Raw genomic sequence first — 16,487 nt, 5'->3', positions numbered from 1 at the left:
ACTGACAAACCTCGCCGAACGGACCGTTCCAAGCAGGCCGGAGTTGTGCAAGTCGAGGACTGACCGTGTCCGCCCGGTGTATCCCGAAAGCAGGTGGAGAATCTCAGCGCCGCCCGAGGGCGCGGCGCCGTCCAGGGGAGGACAGCGATGACGCACGCCCGCGGCCGCACACCCGAGGGTGACCCCGGCCGCCCCCGGCCGCGCCGGGACCGGCGGGAGCAGACCCGCGCCGCCCTGCTCGCCGCCGCCGAGCGCCTCTGGGCCGAACGCGGCATCCACGGCGCCTCGCTCGACGACATCGCCGCGGCCGCCGGCCTCACCAAGGGCGCCGTCTACTCCAACTTCGCCGGCAAGACCGACATGCTGCTCGCCTTGATGGAGCGCATCACCAGCGCCCGCACCCGAACCGGCGTCTGCGAGGAACTCCGCGCCGCCGCCGAGGAGGCCGAGGACACCGACCCCACCGGCCGCACGTCCCGCCGCGATCCGGGCGAGGCCTCACGCCGCCTCGCCTTACTCCTGGTCGAGTTCTGGCTCTACGGCATGCGCGACTACGCCGCCGGGTGGCGCATCGCCGACTGGTACGCCGAACGCCGCGCCGAACTCGCGCGGGAACTCCAACCCGCCGACGACGCCGCCCCCGACGACACCGCCCCCGACGGCATCGCTCCGGACGACCGCGCCACCCTCACCATGGCCCTCGACTTCGGCCTGGCCTTCCAGCACCTCCTCGACCCCGTCCGGGTCCCCGCCGAGCTGTACAGCACCGGCAGGGCCCTCATGCGAGGCCGACTCGAACGCTGAGCGCCAGGCCAGAGGCGACGGGGTCAGGGCGTGGCGGCAGGGTCAGGGCGTGGCGACGGGGACGATGTCGGGGGCGCCGCGGCGGTGGGCGTCGGCCTCCTGGTCGCCCTCCTGCGTCTGGGAGGCGCGCTCCGCCTCGACGCGCTTGCGGTAGTACTCGATCTCCCTGTCGCGCTGCTTCTTGGACCAGCCGAGGACGGGGGCCAGCAGGTCGGCGGCCTCCTGGGCGACGCCGACGCCGCGGTCCCAGGTCTCGATGGAGATGCGGGTCCGGCGGGCGAGGACGTCGTTGAGGTGCCGGGCGCCCTCGTGGGTGGCGGCGTAGACGACCTCGGCGCGCAGGTAGTCGTCGGCGCCGCTCAGCGGCTTGGCGAGGTCGGGCTTGTCGGCGATGAGTTCGAGCAGGTCGTCCAGGAGCGTCCCGTAGCGGCGCAGGAGGTGCTCGATGCGGGCGACGTGCAGGCCGGAGCGCGCGGCGAGGCGGTGGCGGGCGTTCCACATGGCCTGGAAGCCGTCGCCGCCGACGAGCGGGATCCGGTCGGTGCAGGACTGGGCGACCTTGCCGTCGAGGCCGTGGGCGACCGCGTCGATGGCGTCCTTGGCCATGACCCGGTAGGTCGTGTACTTGCCGCCCGCCACAAGGACGAGGCCCGGGACGGGGTGCGCGACCACGTGCTCGCGGGAGAGCTTCGACGTCTCCTCGGTCTCGCCGGTGAGGAGGGGACGCAGGCCCGCGTAGACGCCCTCCACGTCGTCGTGCGTGAGCGGCGTCGCCAGGACGGAGTTGACATGGTCCAGCACGTAGTCGATGTCGGCCTTGGACGCGGCGGGGTGGGCCCTGTCGAGATCCCAGGCGGTGTCGGTGGTACCGATGATCCAGTGCCGGCCCCAGGGGATCACGAAGAGCACCGACTTCTCGGTGCGCAGGATGAGCCCCGTCGAGGAGTGGATGCGGTCCTTCGGCACGACCAGGTGGATGCCCTTGGACGCCTTCACGTGGATCTGGCCGCGTCCGCCGACGAGCTCCTGGATGTCGTCCGTCCACACGCCGGTCGCGTTGACGACCTGCTTCGCGCGGACCTCGCTGGTGGCGCCGCCCTCAAGGTCGCGGATGCGCAGGCCGGTGACGCGCTCCCCCTCGCGCAGGAACCCGAGGCACTGGGTGCGCGAAGCGATCTGGGCGCCGTACTCCGCCGCCGTCCGCAGGACGGTCAGGACGTAGCGGGCGTCGTCGACCTGCGCGTCCCAGTACTGGATCGCGCCGGTGAAGGCGTCCTTGCGCAGGGACGGCGCGAGGCGCAGCGCGCCGCGGCGCGTCAGGTGCCGGTGGTGCGGGACGCCGCGCGTGCTGCCCATCTGGAAGGAGAGGGCGTCGTAGAGCGCTACACCCGCACCTAGGTACGCGCGCTCCCACACGCGGTGCGTCGTCGGCAGCAGGAACGGGACGGGCTTCACCAGGTGCGGCGCGATCTGCTGGAGCAGCAGCGCGCGCTCGGTCAGCGCCTCCCGGACGAGGTCGAAGTTGTACTGCTCCAGGTAGCGCAGCCCGCCGTGGATCAGCTTCGAGGACCGCGACGACGTCCCGGACGCGTAGTCGCGGGCCTCGACCACCGCGACCGACAGGCCGCGGGTGGCCGCGTCGAGCGCCGCGCCCGCGCCGACGATGCCGCCACCGACCACGACGACGTCGAACTCCTCGCGGGCCATGCGGTCAAGGGCCGCCGCCCGCTCGGCCGGGCCGAGCCGAGAGCTTCCAAGACCCGTCACCGGTGATCCCGTCATCGCGCATCCCCCCACAGCGGTTCGGTTTCAGAACGGGTTCCTACCCAAGAGTAAGGACCGGTTCACCCCGAGATGCGATCAAACGGGGGTGGGGTGTCTCTCAGTCGGCGGCCGGCTCAGTCCGCCGCCGGCTCAGCCCCTGGACAGGCTCAGTCCGTGGACTGGCCGGGGGCCACGACGACCTGGACCCGCTGGAACTCCTTCAGCTCCGTGTACCCGGCGGTGGCCATCGAGCGGCGCAGCGCGCCGATCAGGTTCATGGAGCCGTCGGCGACGTGGGACGGGCCGTGCAGGATCTGCTCCATCGTCCCGATCGTCCCGATCTCGATGCGGGTGCCGCGGGGGACGTCGCCGTGGTGGGCCTCGCTGCCCCAGTGGTAGCCGCGTCCGGGCGCCTCGGTGGAGCGGGCGAACGGGGAGCCGACCATCACGGCGTCGGAGCCGCAGGCGAACGCCTTGGCGATGTCGCCGCTGTTGACCATGCCGCCGTCGGCGATCACGTGCACGTAGCGGCCGCCGGACTCGTCCATGTAGTCGCGGCGGGCGGCGGCCACGTCGGCGACCGCGGTGGCCATCGGGACGGCGACGCCGAGGACGGTCCGCGTCGTGTGCCCGGAGCCGCCGCCGAACCCGACCAGCACGCCGGCCGCGCCGGTGCGCATCAGGTGCAGCGCCGCGGTGTAGGTGGAGCAGCCGCCGACGATCACGGGGACGTCGAGGTCGTAGATGAACTGCTTGAGGTTCAGCGGCTCCGCGCGCCCGGACACGTGCTCGGCGGACACGGTCGTCCCGCGGATCACGAACAGGTCGACGCCCGCGTCGATGACGGCCTTGTGGAACTGGGCGGTGCGCTGCGGCGACAGCCGCGCCGCGACGGTGACGCCCGCCTCGCGGACCTCCTCGATCCGGCGGCCGATCAGCTCTTCCTTGATCGGCTCGGAGTAGATCTCCTGGAGCCGCTGGGTGGCGCGGACGTCGTCCAGCGAGGCGATCTCGGCGAGCAGCGGCTCGGGGCTCTCGTAGCGCGTCCAGAGCCCTTCGAGGTCGAGCACGGCGAGCCCGCCGAGCCGTCCGACGGCGATCGCGGTGGCGGGGCTGACGACGCTGTCCATCGGCGCGACGACCAGCGGCATCTCGAACCGGTAGGCGTCGATCTGCCAGGCGACGCTGACCTCCTCGGGATCGCGCGTCCGGCGGGACGGCACGATGCCGATGTCGTCGAAGGCGTACGCCCGGCGGCCGCTCTTGCCACGGCCGATCTCCACCTCAGCAGCCACTGCGCCCTTCCTCCACGTGATCCGGTCTTCCCGCGGTTCGCGGGACCAAGCCCCGGAAGAGCTTACGTCAGGTCAGCGGCCCTGGTAGTTGGGGGCCTCCACCGTCATCTGGATGTCGTGCGGGTGGCTCTCGCGCAGGCCCGCGACGCTGATGCGCATGAGCTGGCCGCGCTCCTGGAGCTCGGGGATGGTGCGGGTGCCCGCGTACCACATCGACTGGTGGAGCCCGCCGACGAGCTGGTGCGCGACGTTGGCGAGGGGCCCGCGGTAGGGGACCTGGCCCTCGACGCCCTCCGGGATCAGCTTCTCCTCGGCGTTGACGTCGGCCTGGGCGTAGCGGTCCTTGGAGTACGAGGCGCCGCGCTCGCGGTTGCGCATCGCGCCGAGCGAGCCCATGCCGCGGTAGGACTTGTACTGCTTGCCGTGGACGAAGATCAGCTCGCCCGGGGACTCCTCGACGCCGGCGAGCAGGCTGCCGAGCATCACGGTGTCGGCGCCCGCGACCAGGGCCTTGGCGATGTCGCCCGAGTACTGCAGGCCGCCGTCCCCGATCACCGGGACGCCGGCCTCCTTCGCCGCGCGGGACGCCTCGAAGATCGCGGTGATCTGCGGGACGCCGACGCCCGCGACGATGCGGGTGGTGCAGATGGAGCCGGGGCCCACGCCGACCTTGATCGCGTCGGCGCCCGCGTCCACCAGGACCTGGGCGCCCGCCGCGGTGGCGACGTTGCCGCCGACGACCTGGACGGACGAGTTGCCCTTGATCGCGGCGATCGTGTCGGCGACGCCCTTGGAGTGGCCGTGCGCCGTGTCCACGATGATGACGTCGGTGCCGGCCTCGATGAGGGCGCGGGCGCGGCGCAGCGCGTCCTCGCCGACGCCCACGGCCGCGGCGACGAGCAGGCGGCCGTCGGCGTCCTTGGTGGAGTCGGGGTACTGCTCGCTCTTGGTGAAGTCCTTGGTGGTGATCAGGCCCTTGAGGCGGCCGTCGGCGTCGACGAGGGGGAGCTTCTCCACCTTGTTGCCCGCGAGCAGGCGGAACGCGTCCTCGCGGGAGACGTCCACCGGGGCGGTGATGAGCGGCATCGCCGTCATGACCTCGCGGACGGGACGGGACAGGTCGGTCTCGAAGCGCATGTCCCGGTTGGTCACGATGCCGACCAGCACACCGCGCACGTCGGTGACCGGCACGCCGGAGATCCGGTAGCGGGCGCACAGCGCCTCGACGTCGGCGAGCGTGGCGTCGGGCAGGCAGGTCACCGGGTTGGTGATCATCCCGGCCTCGGAGCGCTTGACCCGGTCGGCCTCCGCGGCCTGCTCCTCGATCGACATGTTGCGGTGCAGCACGCCGATGCCGCCCTGGCGCGCCATCGCGACCGCGGTGCGGGCCTCGGTGACGGTGTCCATCGCCGCCGAGAGCAGCGGGATCCGCAGCGAGATCTCGCGGGTCAGCCGGGTCGTGGTGTCGGCCTCGCCCGGCTGCAGGTCGGAGTAGCCCGGCAGCAGGAGCACGTCGTCGAAGGTCAGGCCCTGCGGGAGGAACTTGTCGGGCGCGGCGGCGGGGTTCATGACAACCTTCCCGTAATGGTGGCGACGTCGGGCCAGGTCACAAGGACCCTGTCCCCATGGTAGGGGCCTGAGCCCGCGGCGGGACGGGCTTTGCCCGCGGCGGTCACGTGGTCTTGGTGACATCTCCCAACACGCCGGGCGGTCCTTCCCATTCCCCTGACCGTCCTTACGCTTCGCGACCGTTCGCACTCGGAGAGGAGCGGGGGTGCACCTCACGGGGCGTCGCGCAGTAGCGTGGGGGTGTGCACGACGATGCTCCGCTCGACCCGTTCGCCGGAGACCCGGAGGATCCCGCGGCGGCGCTCGGCGACCCGAGCGACGAGACCGCTCCGCTCAGCGTGACGGAGCGGGAGGACGTGCTGGCCGACCTCGCCGACCTGGAGGTCTTCCGGGCCCTGCTGGAGCCGCTCGGAGTGCGCGGCCTCACGGTCGACTGCGGCGACTGCGGCAAGCTGCACTACATCGACTGGGAGCTGCTGCACGGCAACCTGCGCCACCTCCTGGACGAGGGCCTTCCCCGCGTGCACGAGCCCGCCCTCTCCCCCGATCCCGTCGACTACGTCAGCTGGGAGTACGCCCGCGGCTACGTCGACGGCGTGATCGACAGCGAAGAGGGCCGCGACGAGAACTGACCCCGCCGGTTCGCGCGGAGTGCGTGCCGAGGGGGTCTCTCAGTCCTCGATGGAGCGGTTCTGGTAGTCGAGGGCCCGCTTGCGGGCTATCCGGCGCAGGTCGTCCAGGCGGAGCAGGGGGTCGTCGGCGGACTGCGTCTCGGGCTTGTCGGCCGGGTCCGTGAACATCATCGGGGCCTCCTGCCGGTGCGGGGGGCGCCGGGGAATCAGCCTCGGGACGCCGTTCTCACCGCGCCGCTTGAACTGCCGGTAGTCCCCACGGCCCGGGCCAGGGTCGTCGGACGGCGTGCGCTGCGCGGGGCGTCCGGCGTCCGGCGCGGGACGCACGGGCGTCTGCGGGCGTTCGAGGACGCCGGCCTCGGAGTCGGCGGTCCGGTCGGCGTCCTCCGCCACGCCGGACGCGCTCGGCGCCGGGGAGGCGGTGGTGCGCTCGGCGACGCCGCCGCCGGCGGCCGCGACGCCGCTGCTGGCGAGGACGGCGCCGGCCACGCCCAGGGCCACGATGGTGCGCGGCCCGCGGCGGCGCGGGCCGGGCCCCGAGGGGGCGGGCGGGCCGGGGGCGTCGCAGCTCTGGTCAGGGGCTTCGCAGGTCGGGTCGTCGACGTCGACGATCAGCGCGCGCAGGAGCCGCACCGCGGGGTCGCGGTCGTCGGCCCGCCCCTCGTCCGCCGGGTCGCGCTCGTCGTCGGGCCGACCGCCGGGCTGATCGGCGCGGAGAGCCTCGTCGGGGCCCTCGGCGGAGCCCTCAGCGGGGCCCTCAGTGGGGCCCTCAGTGGGGGCCGCGGTACCGGCAGCGCCCCGCGCCGCCAGCGACTCGATGATCGCGTCGGTACGGCGCACCGCGGACAGGTCCACGGGCGGGGCGGCGACCGGGCGGGACGCCGGGGCCGGGGCCGGGGCGTCGCCGGGGCTCGAAGGCTCGTCCGGATCCGGGGCGCCCCGCAGGCCGGTGTGGGGGCCGCGCTCCGTCAAGCGATCGACTCCTCTCTGGCCATCGCCCGGAGCCGGGCCAGAGCCCGGTGCTGCGCGACCCGTACCGCCCCCGCCGACATGCCCAGCACATTACCGGTCTCCTCCGCCGACAGCCCCGCGACGACCCGCAGCAGCACGAGCTCGCGCTGGTGCTCGGGCAGCCGCGTGAGCAGGTCGCGGGCACGCTGCGCCTCGATGTAGCGGACCACCGTCTCCTCGGGCCCGGGACGGTCGTCCGGACCGTCCGGCAGGTCCTCGGTGGGCACGGCGGCGCGGACCGCGCTGCGCAGCGCGTCCGCGATCTTGTGCGCGGCGATGCCGAAGACGAAGGAGGCGAACGGCCGGCCCATGTCCCGGTAGCGGGGCAGGGCCGACAGGACGGCGATACAGACCTCCTGGGCCACGTCGTCGGCGATGTGGTACTGCCCGGAGACCCGGCCGAGCCGGGCCCGGCAGTACCGGACGATCATGGGACGCACCTCGGCGATGAGGACCTCGATGGCGCCCGGGTCGCCCTGCACGGCGAGATGGGTCAGCTCCTTGAGGTCGCCGTCGCCGGCGTCGGCGGCGCGCAGCGCCCGCGTCCCGCGGCCGAGACCGCCGGGAGCCGGAGGGGCGGGCCCGCTCGAGGGTTCGGCAGCGCGCGCGGTCATGGTCCCGGCGAAGCATCCCTCGGTCACGTCAAGCATGATGCCCAGCACCCCCGGGCGTGTCTCCACTGTCCTCTACAACGGAATGGTCACAGTGCGGGAGCGAACCTGGAGTTATTACGCGTCGTGGTCACTCCGCTGCCGCGCGTCGCGCGCTTTCCCGCCGGGAACGCGCTCTCTCCGGTGAGAACGCGACCCGTCCGTCGGGATGACTCAGGCCGTGGACGGCCCACCCGCCGGAAACGCAGCGAGACCCCCGCCTGGAGGGGCGGGGGTCTCGCCTACGCTTCCCGGACGGGACGAGCCCGTCGGTCGGCCGTTCTCAGTGGCCGTGGCCGTGACCGTGGCCGTGACCGCCGCCGGCGGCCTCCTCGGCCTCCTCCGGCTTGTCGACCACGAGCACCTCGGTGGTGAGCAGCATGCCCGCGATGGAGGCGGCGTTGGTGACCGCCGAGCGGGTGACCTTCACCGGGTCGATGACGCCCTGGGCGATCAGGTCGCCGTACTCGCCGGTGGCGGCGTTGTAGCCGTGCCCGGCCTGCAGCTCCTGCACCTTGGAGACGACGACGTAGCCCTCCTGGCCGGCGTTCTCGGAGATCCAGCGCAGCGGCTCGGGCAGCGCGCGGCGGACCGCCTCGGCGCCGGTGGCCTCGTCGCCGGACAGGCCGAGGGCGCCGAAGCCCTCCTTGGCGACGTGCACCAGGGCGCTGCCGCCGCCGGAGACGATGCCCTCCTCGATCGCCGCGCGGGTCGCCGAGATGGCGTCCTCGAGGCGGTGCTTCTTCTCCTTCAGCTCCACCTCGGTGGCGGCGCCGACGCGCAGCACGCAGACCCCGCCGGCCAGCTTGGCCAGGCGCTCCTGCAGCTTCTCCCGGTCCCAGTCGGAGTCGCTGTTCTCGATCTCGACCTTGATCTGGTTGATCCGGGCGGTCACCTCGTCCGCCGAGCCCTCGCCGTCGACGATGGTGGTGGCGTCCTTGGTGACGGTGATCCGGCGGGCGCGGCCGAGGTCCTCCAGCCCGATCGAGTCGAGCTTGAGGCCGATGGCCTCGCTGACGACCTGGCCGCCGGTCAGGGTGGCCATGTCGCCGAGCATCGCCTTGCGGCGGTCGCCGAAGCCGGGCGCCTTGACCGCGACGGACAGGAAGGTGCCGCGGATCTTGTTGGCGACGAGCAGCGCCAGGGCCTCGCCCTCGACGTCCTCGGCCACCACGAGCAGCGGCTTCTTGGTCTGCGCGACCTTCTCCGCCAGCGGCAGGAACTCCTGCACGTTGGAGATCTTGCCGTCCACGATGAGCACGTAGGCGTCCTCCAGGACGGCCTCCATGCGCTCGTGGTCGGTGACCATGTGCGGCGACAGGTAGCCCTTGTCGAACTGGAGGCCCTCGGTGAACTCCAGCTCGAGGCCCATGGTGTGGGCCTCCTCGACGGTGATGACGCCGTCCTTGCCGACCTTCTCGAACGCCTCGGCGATCAGCTCGCCGATCTGCGGGTCCTGGGCCGAGATGGTCGCGACGTGCGCGATCTCGCCCTTCTCCTCGACCTCGCGGGCCGACTTCAGCAGCTGGTCGGACACGTACTGGGCGGCCGCGTCGATGCCGCGCTTGAGGGCGAGCGGCGACGCGCCGGCCGCCACGTTGCGGGTGCCCTCCCGGACCAGCGCCTGCGCGAGGACGGTCGCCGTGGTGGTGCCGTCACCCGCGATGTCGTTGGTCTTGGTCGCCACTTCCTTGGCGAGCTGGGCCCCGAGGTTCTCGTAGGGGTCCTCCAGCTCCACCTCGCGGGCGATGGTGACGCCGTCGTTGGTGATCGTCGGCGCGCCGAACTTCTTGTCGATGACGACGTTGCGGCCGCGCGGGCCGATCGTCACCTTGACGGCGTCCGCGAGAGCGTTGACGCCGCGCTCAAGAGCCCGGCGAGCGTCCTCCTCGAACTCCAGGATCTTCGCCATGCGGATACTCCTCTTTCACGCGATCCGCCCCGGCGGGCCGCCCGAAGGCGGCGCCGACCGGGGCGGGTGCATCACGTCTCGGTGATTACTTCTCGATGACCGCGAGCACGTCGCGGGCCGAGAGGACGAGGTACTCCTCGCCGTTGTACTTGACCTCGGTGCCGCCGTACTTGCTGTAGAGCACGACCTCGCCGACCTTGACGTCGACCGGGACGCGCTCGCCCTTGTCGTCGACGCGACCCGGGCCAACGGCAAGGACGGTGCCCTCCTGGGGCTTCTCCTTGGCGGTGTCCGGAATCACCAGGCCCGACGCGGTGGTGGTCTCGGCCTCAAGCGGCTGGACGACGATGCGGTCCTCAAGCGGCTTGAGAACAACCTTGGTGGCGGTCGTCACGATCTGACCTCCCCTTCGATTGGTCCTCGGCCGGCCATGGATGACCGACCAGCACATGTGACAGAAGAGGCGACCCTGGACCGGCCTGCCGTCGCGGGTGCCAGACCGACCTTCGTCGCTGTGGTTGGCACTCTACCCTTGAGAGTGCCAGTCGTGAGACTATTCCGTGCCCGTTACCCCGTCAACACGGACACGAACCCGCCGACCGGCCGTCTCCGGACGTTCACCAGGCCCGGGGTTCCGCTTCCTGCCGCTAACTTCCACCCTATGGACATCGCGTCGTTCCGGGCCCTGCGCACCCCCTCCAGCCAGGCGCTCCTCAAGGAGGCGGCCGAGGCGGACGTGAGCGAGGACGGTCTGCTCGCCACGGCGTCGCGGCTGCGCGAACGGCACGACGACCCCTCGCTCGTGGCCGCCGCGCTGACCCAGGTGCGGTTGCGGGCGCGGGCCCGCGCCAAGTTCGGGGCCGACGCCGACCGTATGTACTTCACGCAGGCGGGGCTTGAGCAGTCCACGCGCGCGAGCGTGGCGGCCTACCGTGCCGCACGGTTCGCGGACCGGCTGCCCGGGGAGCGCGTGCTGGAACTGGGGTGCGGGATAGGGGCCGACCTCATCGCCCGAGCGCGCGCGGGCCTCATCGGGGAAGGCGTGGAGCTGGACCCGCTGACGGCCGAGGTTGCCCGCGCCAACGTGGCCGCTCTCGGACTGGACGGTCTCGCCTCCGTGCGGGTCGGGGACGCGACCAAGGAGGATCCTTCCGGCTTCGACGCGGTCTTCGCGGACCCTGGCCGGCGCACGGCGCGCGGCCGGGTCTTCGATCCCCGCTCGTACGAACCGCCGTTCGACGTCGTCCTGGAGATGGCCCGGCAGGTGCCCGCCGCCTGCCTGAAGGTCGCACCCGGCATCCCCCATGAGGCCGTACCGGACGACGCCGAGGCCGAGTGGATCTCGGTCGGCGGCGACGTGAAGGAGGCCGCCCTATGGCTGGGCGGGCTGGCAGGCGACGCGGGCCGGCGGGCCACTCTCCTCTCGTCCGACACCCGTTTCCCCGAGACCGAGCCCCTGCCCGAGACAGAGCCCCGGGTCTGGACGCTGACCTCCAGCGGTGCGGGCGAGCCGGACGTGCGTGCATGGGGCCGGTACCTGTACGAGCCTGACGGCGCCGTGATCCGGGCCCACCTGGTCGGCGAGGTCGCGGATCTGGTCGGCGGCGGCCTGGCGGACCCTCGCATCGCGTACGTCACGTCCGACGAACTCCGTCCGACGCCCTTCGCCTCCGCCTACGAGATAGAGGACGTGCTGCCCTTCTCCGTGAAGCGGCTGCGCGCCGAGCTGCGCCGCCGCGAGGTCGGCGTGCTGACCGTCAAGAAGCGCGGTTCCGCCGTCGACGTGGACCGGCTCCGCCGCGACCTCGGGTTCGGCGGGCGCCGCGCGGGGCGGGGCGCCGCGGAGCTGACCCTCGTGGTGACCCGTGTGGGACGCGACCCCGTCGCACTGCTGACGCACCCCGTCGCCGGAGCCTGACCCGCCGGACACGCGGTCTGCCCCTCGGGAACGCGGCCTGACCCGCCGGGGACGGGCGCCGCCCGGCAACCCTTCCCAAAGATCTTCCACCCGGCGGCGCAACACCAAGCGGGGCAGGGCGACGCGCCACGGCGGTGCAAATCATCGGCGCTTTCCGGCATTGCGTGCACCAGGGATTGCGGCCACCCGGCAAGGGCATGGCGCGGCCCTGGAAATCGGTGCGCCGTGCCCGAGCGGCCCCGAAACGCCAAGGCAGGTTCAGCGGCAGGGCCATCGGCGCCCTCGAAGCCGTCCCGAAAAAGCGCGGATCCGGACCCGCCGCGTCACGCCCGCAGTACGCACGTCGGGCAAGGTGTAGCCGATCGCGGGTTCGCGAACTGACGATGTTGGGCGAGATGTACGGACAGAACGCCGCCCCAGAACGCCGGACCCGTCCCGCGCCGCCCGGCGCCGTCCACCCCAGCTATCCCCATGAAAAGAGCGATAGCCACAAAACGGGAAACTCGCCACGCAATCAGCTATTTCCAACTAGTCGCCCTAGCCGGATAACAGGCGCATCCCGCAGAACTCGCAACTTTCTCTACTACCCGTTTTAGGCGCGCTCTACACGCACTACAGTGGCCACTCCAGAGATTCATTTGCCGTGCGTCATTTCGTCGCGCCGGCACACGAAGGAGCATCGGGTGGAAACGAATCACAACTTCCTGCAGACGGGGGGTCAACCGGTTTCGGACCGGATGCGGGAGTTGCTCGCCCGTGCGGCGCAGGACCACGTCTATGAACAGCGCTCACAGGGTCAGGTCCTGGACGAGATTCGCCAGCGTCTGGAAGGCATGGAGTGGCTGCTCCGCGAGGTCCGCGAGCGGGAGCTCAACGGGCTGACCGGGCAGATCGAGAGCGTCCGCGGGCAGGTCGACGAACTGTCCGGCAAGCCCCCTGAATGGGCCGAGGGCCTGGCCGAGCACATCGAGGCCTTCGGCGAGCGGGTCAAACCCGTGGCCGAGCTGCCCGCGCTGTGGGCCGACGTCGGCGTGGTGGCCGAGAACGTCGACGAGGGCCTGACCCGCATCCAGGCCGTCCTCGACTCGGCGCAGCAGATCACCGACGCCACGCAGCAGGCGTCGCGGCGCATGGACGACATGACCAAGCGGCTGGACAAGCTCCAGGGCAGCATGGAGGCCGCGTCCGTCCGCTTCAACCGGCTCGACAAGTCGCTCGCGGAACTCGGCCACCGGTCCGAGCGGCTCGAACACTCGATCAACGGGGTCACGGCGCGGGTCGACCAGGCGCTCGGCGAGATGGCCGACCGCACGGAGCAGGGCCTGGAGGCGGTCAGCGGCCGGGTCGAGGGCGTCGGCGGCCGCCTCGACGGCATCGACGGCCGGCTGGACGGCGTCGACGGCCGCCTCGAAGGGCTGTCGGGCAAGCTGGAGGGCCTCGACGGCCGGTTCGAAGGGGTCGACGGCCGCATCGACGGGGTCGGCGAGCGGATCAGCCGGCTCCCCGCCGCGCTGGGCATCGCCGAGGTGCACCGGGCGCTGACCGACCTCGCGCAGCGCCCGGACGCCGAGTACGGCGACCGGTTCGACGCGCTGGAGAAGCACCTCGCCGAGGCCGTCGACCCGCTGGTCGAGGAGCTGCGCGCCCGGCCGGACCGCGACGAGGTCAAGGCGACCATGGCGCAGATCGCCGAGACCGCCTACAGCGACGTCGCCAAGCGCATGGACGAGTTCTCCCGCCGGTTCGAGGACGTGCACGACGACGTCCGCAAGCGCATCGAGGGCATCCACGACGAGGTCGCCAAGCGGGTCGACGGCGCGCTGGAGGAGTTCACCGCGCAGGTCGACCTCGTCTCCCGCCGCGTCGAGTCCGTGCACGTCGACGTGGCCAAGCAGGTCGAGTCGGTGCACAACGAGATGTCGCGTCAGGTCAGCGGCGTCCACCACGACTTCGGCAAGCGGATCGGCGACATCCACGACGACGTCACGCGGCAGGTCGGCACCATCCACGAGGACGTCGCCAAGCAGGTCGGCCACATGCAGGAGGACGTCGCGCGGCAGGTCGGCGGCGTCCAGGCGGAGTTCGCGCGGCGGGTGGAGAGCATGCAGGACGATGCCGCCCGGCGCGCCGACGCGGCGCAGGCCGAGTTCGCCAAGCGCTTCTCCCACGTGGAGGACGAGGTCGGCCGGAAGGTGGACGGCGTCCACGACGATGTGTCCAAGCAGGTCAACGCGGTGCATGAGGACGTGCTGAAACGGCTGTCCACCCTGGAGGAGACGATGCTCGCGCTCGCCGAGGCGCTGCTGCGTCCCCGCCGCGAGGCCAAGGACTGACGAGTGTCCGGGTGGGGCCGGCGCGGGCCCCACCCGGCATCCCCTACCTCCCGGTATTCGCCGCGTTCGTCCGGTGAACCGCCGGGATGACCGGAGATGCTTCCCTCATGTCACCCCGATGACGTGCGTTTTGTTACTTTCCGTCTTCGCAAAATCACTCCCAATACCCATCGGAATCCGTTTTCATGGATCAGGTGACCCACACACCGGCTCCCTGCCTGCCGACCGGCGTCCCGCCCGGGCACACCACCCTGCGCTGGGTGGAGGACTGCCTCGGCAAGGGCGCCGAGGTCCGCATGGTGCGGCCCCTCGCCGGCACCGCCCACGCCAACCACGCCCTCCTCGTCGAGAGCCGCTCCGGCGAGGCCCACCACCTCGTCCTGCGCCGCTGGACCTCCCGCGAAGCGGCCCCCGCCCGCCGCGGCTACGGCGACGCCGAGTTCTCCCCCGAACGCGAGATCGCGGCGCTCGCGCTGCTCGCCGCCAGCAGGATCCCCACCCCGTCCCTGGTCGCCGCCGACCCGTCGGGCGCCTACTGCGACGTCCCCGCCCTGCTGATCACCCGGCTCAGGGGCCACCCGCCGCGGCCCTCCCGCGACGACCTGCCCGAGTACCTGATCCAGCTGGCCGCCGCGCTGCTGGAGGTGCACGAGCTGAACGGCGCGTCCACCATGCCGCCGTACGTCCCGCACAACCGGCTCGACGTGCGGCTCCCGCCCAAGCACGCGATCCGCCCCGAGCTGTGGGAACGCGCCTTCGAGGTCGCCGCCCGGCCCGCCCCGGAGGCGCCCGCCCGGTTCATCCACCGCGACTACCACGCCGACAACACCCTGTGGTCCTACGGCAGGCTCACCGGCATCGTCGACTGGTCGGACGCCTCATCCGGCCCCGTCGCCGTCGACATCGCCTGCATGCGCCGCGGCCTGGCACTGCGCTACGCCCCGTCCGTCGCCGACCGCTTCCTGCGCTCCTTCGACCAGGTCTCCGGCGGCCACGCACACGACCCGTACTGGGACGTGCGCAGCGTCCTCGACCTGCTCCCCGAGGACGACAACCGCATGATCGACGAACCCCAGATCCCCCTCTACGAGGACTACCTCGACGGTCTCCTGGCCCAGTGCTGAACCCGGCAGCATGTCCGCCGCGGCACTGAGGCAGACACGATCAAGGGAGCCACTCCGCCGAGGCCAGCCCAGGGTCGAGACCAGCACCGCGCCGAAGGCGGCGCTGCGAAGGGCAGTACCTCGGCCCAGGGCCGACGTTGGACCAGCATCTGCTGAGCCAGAGACAGTATTGAGGCCAACACGAGGCTGAGGCCGGCCCCGGGCCGCGGTCGGCGGTGCGCCGAGGCCGGCGCGACGCCGGGACCGGCACCACAGTGGGGCCGGCACCGTGCTGGGGGTGGCGCGCTCAGCGTTGGGTGACGGCTTGCTCAGGGGAGGGTGACGGCCTCGATCGGGAGGCTGGAGTCGGCGGGGAGTTCCAGGTCGGACGGGGCGATGCCGGAGGCGACCAGCTCGGAGCCCAGGGCGGCGACCATGGCGCCGTTGTCGGTGCACAGCTTCGGGCGCGGGACGCGCAGGCGGACTCCGGCGGCCGCGCAGCGCTCCGCGGCGAGGGCGCGCAGCCGCGAGTTGGCCGCGACGCCCCCGCCTATCAGCAGGTCGGGGACGCCGTTGTCCTTGCAGACCTTCAGCGCCTTCTGCGTCAGGACGTCCACGACGGCCTCCTGGAAGGACGCCGCGACGTCGGCGACCGGGACGGGCTCGCCCGCGCGCTCCTTGGCCTCCACCCAGCGCGCGACGGCCGTCTTCAGGCCCGAGAACGAGAAGTCGTAGGTGCCGTCGTTGTACTTGCCGCGCGGGAACGCGATCGCGGCCGGGTCGCCCTCGCGGGCCATGCGGTCGATGACCGGGCCGCCGGGGAACCCGAGGTCGAGGACGCGGGCGACCTTGTCGAACGCCTCGCCCGCCGCGTCGTCCACCGTGCTGCCCAGGGAGCGGACGTCGCCCGCCACGTCCGGCACCAGCAGCAGGGAGGAGTGGCCGCCCGACACCAGCATCGCCACGCACGGCTTCGGCAGCGGGCCGTGTTCGAGCTGGTCGACGCACACGTGCGCGGCCAGGTGGTTGACGCCGTACAGCGGCTTGCCGAGCGACAGCGCGTACGCCTTGGCGGCGGCGACGCCGACCATCAGCGCGCCCGGCAGCCCCGGACCGGCGGTGACCGCGAACGCGTCCACGTCGGTGAACGCCACGCCGGCGTCCGCCAGCGCGCGCTCGACGGTCGGCCCCATCGCCTCCAGGTGCGCCCGCGACGCGACCTCCGGCACGACGCCGCCGAACCGGGCGTGCTGGTCGACGCTGGAGGCTATCGCGTCCGCCAGCAGCGTGTGCCCGCGCACGATCCCGACCCCGGTCTCGTCGCAGGAGGTCTCGATCCCGAGCACCAGTGGCTCGTCCCGAATCACGTGAGTCTCCCTGTCTCCCCGTTAAGCCCTGTCTCCCCTTGAGGCCCTGTCTCCCCGGTGGGCCCTGTCTCCCCGTTGGGCGCTGTCTTCGCGAGCGTCCCGTCCGTCCGGTCGTCGCCGGGGCGCCTT

At 72.3% G+C, this 16,487-nt stretch carries 13 protein-coding genes; 5 read left to right on the top strand and 8 right to left on the bottom strand.

The genetic code is table 11. The features are described from left to right. The first annotated feature begins 147 nt into the window (after positions 1-147). Positions 148-804, top strand: a complete 657-nt coding sequence (locus AB0C21_RS22985) for a TetR/AcrR family transcriptional regulator (protein ID WP_500206755.1) — start codon at positions 148-150, stop codon at positions 802-804. A gap of 42 nt (positions 805-846) precedes the next feature. Here the strand turns inward: AB0C21_RS22985 and AB0C21_RS22980 are convergent, their stop codons facing one another. The 3 genes from AB0C21_RS22980 to guaB all read right to left on the bottom strand — a co-directional run bounded on the left by AB0C21_RS22980 (position 847) and on the right by guaB (position 5,432). Next, the gene (locus AB0C21_RS22980) at positions 847-2,586 is read right to left on the bottom strand and encodes a glycerol-3-phosphate dehydrogenase/oxidase (protein ID WP_149258970.1); all 1,740 of its coding nucleotides are present in this window, start codon (positions 2,584-2,586) and stop codon (positions 847-849) included. 149 nt (positions 2,587-2,735) lie between these two features. Next, the gene (locus AB0C21_RS22975) at positions 2,736-3,851 is read right to left on the bottom strand and encodes a GuaB3 family IMP dehydrogenase-related protein (protein WP_149259529.1); all 1,116 of its coding nucleotides are present in this window, start codon (positions 3,849-3,851) and stop codon (positions 2,736-2,738) included. An 84-nt stretch (positions 3,852-3,935) separates the two neighbouring features. After that, positions 3,936-5,432, bottom strand: a complete 1,497-nt coding sequence (gene guaB / locus AB0C21_RS22970; RefSeq protein WP_500206754.1) for an IMP dehydrogenase — start codon at positions 5,430-5,432, stop codon at positions 3,936-3,938. Positions 5,433-5,674: 242 nt separating this feature from the next. Between guaB and AB0C21_RS22965 the strand changes: the two genes are divergently transcribed. Next, positions 5,675-6,064, top strand: a complete 390-nt coding sequence (locus tag AB0C21_RS22965) for a DUF5319 domain-containing protein (RefSeq protein WP_149258968.1) — start codon at positions 5,675-5,677, stop codon at positions 6,062-6,064. A 39-nt stretch (positions 6,065-6,103) separates the two neighbouring features. Here AB0C21_RS22965 and AB0C21_RS22960 read toward each other — a convergent pair whose 3' ends face one another. From AB0C21_RS22960 to groES, 4 genes are all read right to left on the bottom strand, one after another. After that, positions 6,104-7,036 carry a hypothetical protein gene (locus tag AB0C21_RS22960; RefSeq protein WP_500206752.1) on the bottom strand — a complete coding sequence of 311 codons (933 nt, stop codon included), beginning with the start codon at positions 7,034-7,036 and terminating at the stop codon, positions 6,104-6,106. After that, positions 7,033-7,716: a sigma-70 family RNA polymerase sigma factor gene (locus AB0C21_RS22955; protein WP_500206750.1), complete on the bottom strand. Its 684-nt coding sequence runs from the start codon at positions 7,714-7,716 to the stop codon at positions 7,033-7,035. Before AB0C21_RS22955 ends, AB0C21_RS22960 begins: the two co-directional genes overlap by 4 nt. Positions 7,717-8,008: 292 nt before the next feature. Then, positions 8,009-9,637 carry a chaperonin GroEL gene (gene groL / locus AB0C21_RS22950; RefSeq protein ID WP_149258966.1) on the bottom strand — a complete coding sequence of 543 codons (1,629 nt, stop codon included), beginning with the start codon at positions 9,635-9,637 and terminating at the stop codon, positions 8,009-8,011. Positions 9,638-9,722: 85 nt separating this feature from the next. Next, positions 9,723-10,031: a co-chaperone GroES gene (gene groES, locus AB0C21_RS22945; RefSeq protein ID WP_089324409.1), complete on the bottom strand. Its 309-nt coding sequence runs from the start codon at positions 10,029-10,031 to the stop codon at positions 9,723-9,725. Between the two features lie 267 nt (positions 10,032-10,298). Between groES and AB0C21_RS22940 the strand changes: the two genes are divergently transcribed. The 3 genes from AB0C21_RS22940 to AB0C21_RS22930 all read left to right on the top strand — a co-directional run bounded on the left by AB0C21_RS22940 (position 10,299) and on the right by AB0C21_RS22930 (position 15,012). After that, positions 10,299-11,555 (top strand): class I SAM-dependent methyltransferase, encoded by a 1,257-nt coding sequence (locus tag AB0C21_RS22940; RefSeq protein WP_500206748.1) that lies wholly within the window; start codon positions 10,299-10,301, stop codon positions 11,553-11,555. A gap of 683 nt (positions 11,556-12,238) precedes the next feature. Then, positions 12,239-13,888 carry a coiled-coil domain-containing protein gene (locus AB0C21_RS22935; RefSeq protein WP_149258964.1) on the top strand — a complete coding sequence of 550 codons (1,650 nt, stop codon included), beginning with the start codon at positions 12,239-12,241 and terminating at the stop codon, positions 13,886-13,888. Between the two features lie 185 nt (positions 13,889-14,073). Then, the gene (locus AB0C21_RS22930; protein WP_500206747.1) at positions 14,074-15,012 is read left to right on the top strand and encodes an aminoglycoside phosphotransferase family protein; all 939 of its coding nucleotides are present in this window, start codon (positions 14,074-14,076) and stop codon (positions 15,010-15,012) included. Positions 15,013-15,320: 308 nt separating this feature from the next. Here the strand turns inward: AB0C21_RS22930 and tsaD are convergent, their stop codons facing one another. Beyond that, the gene (tsaD, locus tag AB0C21_RS22925) at positions 15,321-16,358 is read right to left on the bottom strand and encodes a tRNA (adenosine(37)-N6)-threonylcarbamoyltransferase complex transferase subunit TsaD (RefSeq protein ID WP_500206745.1); all 1,038 of its coding nucleotides are present in this window, start codon (positions 16,356-16,358) and stop codon (positions 15,321-15,323) included. Positions 16,359-16,487: the final 129 nt, after the last annotated feature.

The sequence above is a fragment of the Spirillospora sp. NPDC049024 genome, assembly GCF_040649235.1.
Classification (GTDB): Bacteria; Actinomycetota; Actinomycetes; order Streptosporangiales; family Streptosporangiaceae; genus Spirillospora.
The sequence above is the reverse complement of the archived record's forward strand: the minus strand, read 5'-3'. Positions and strand labels throughout refer to the sequence as shown.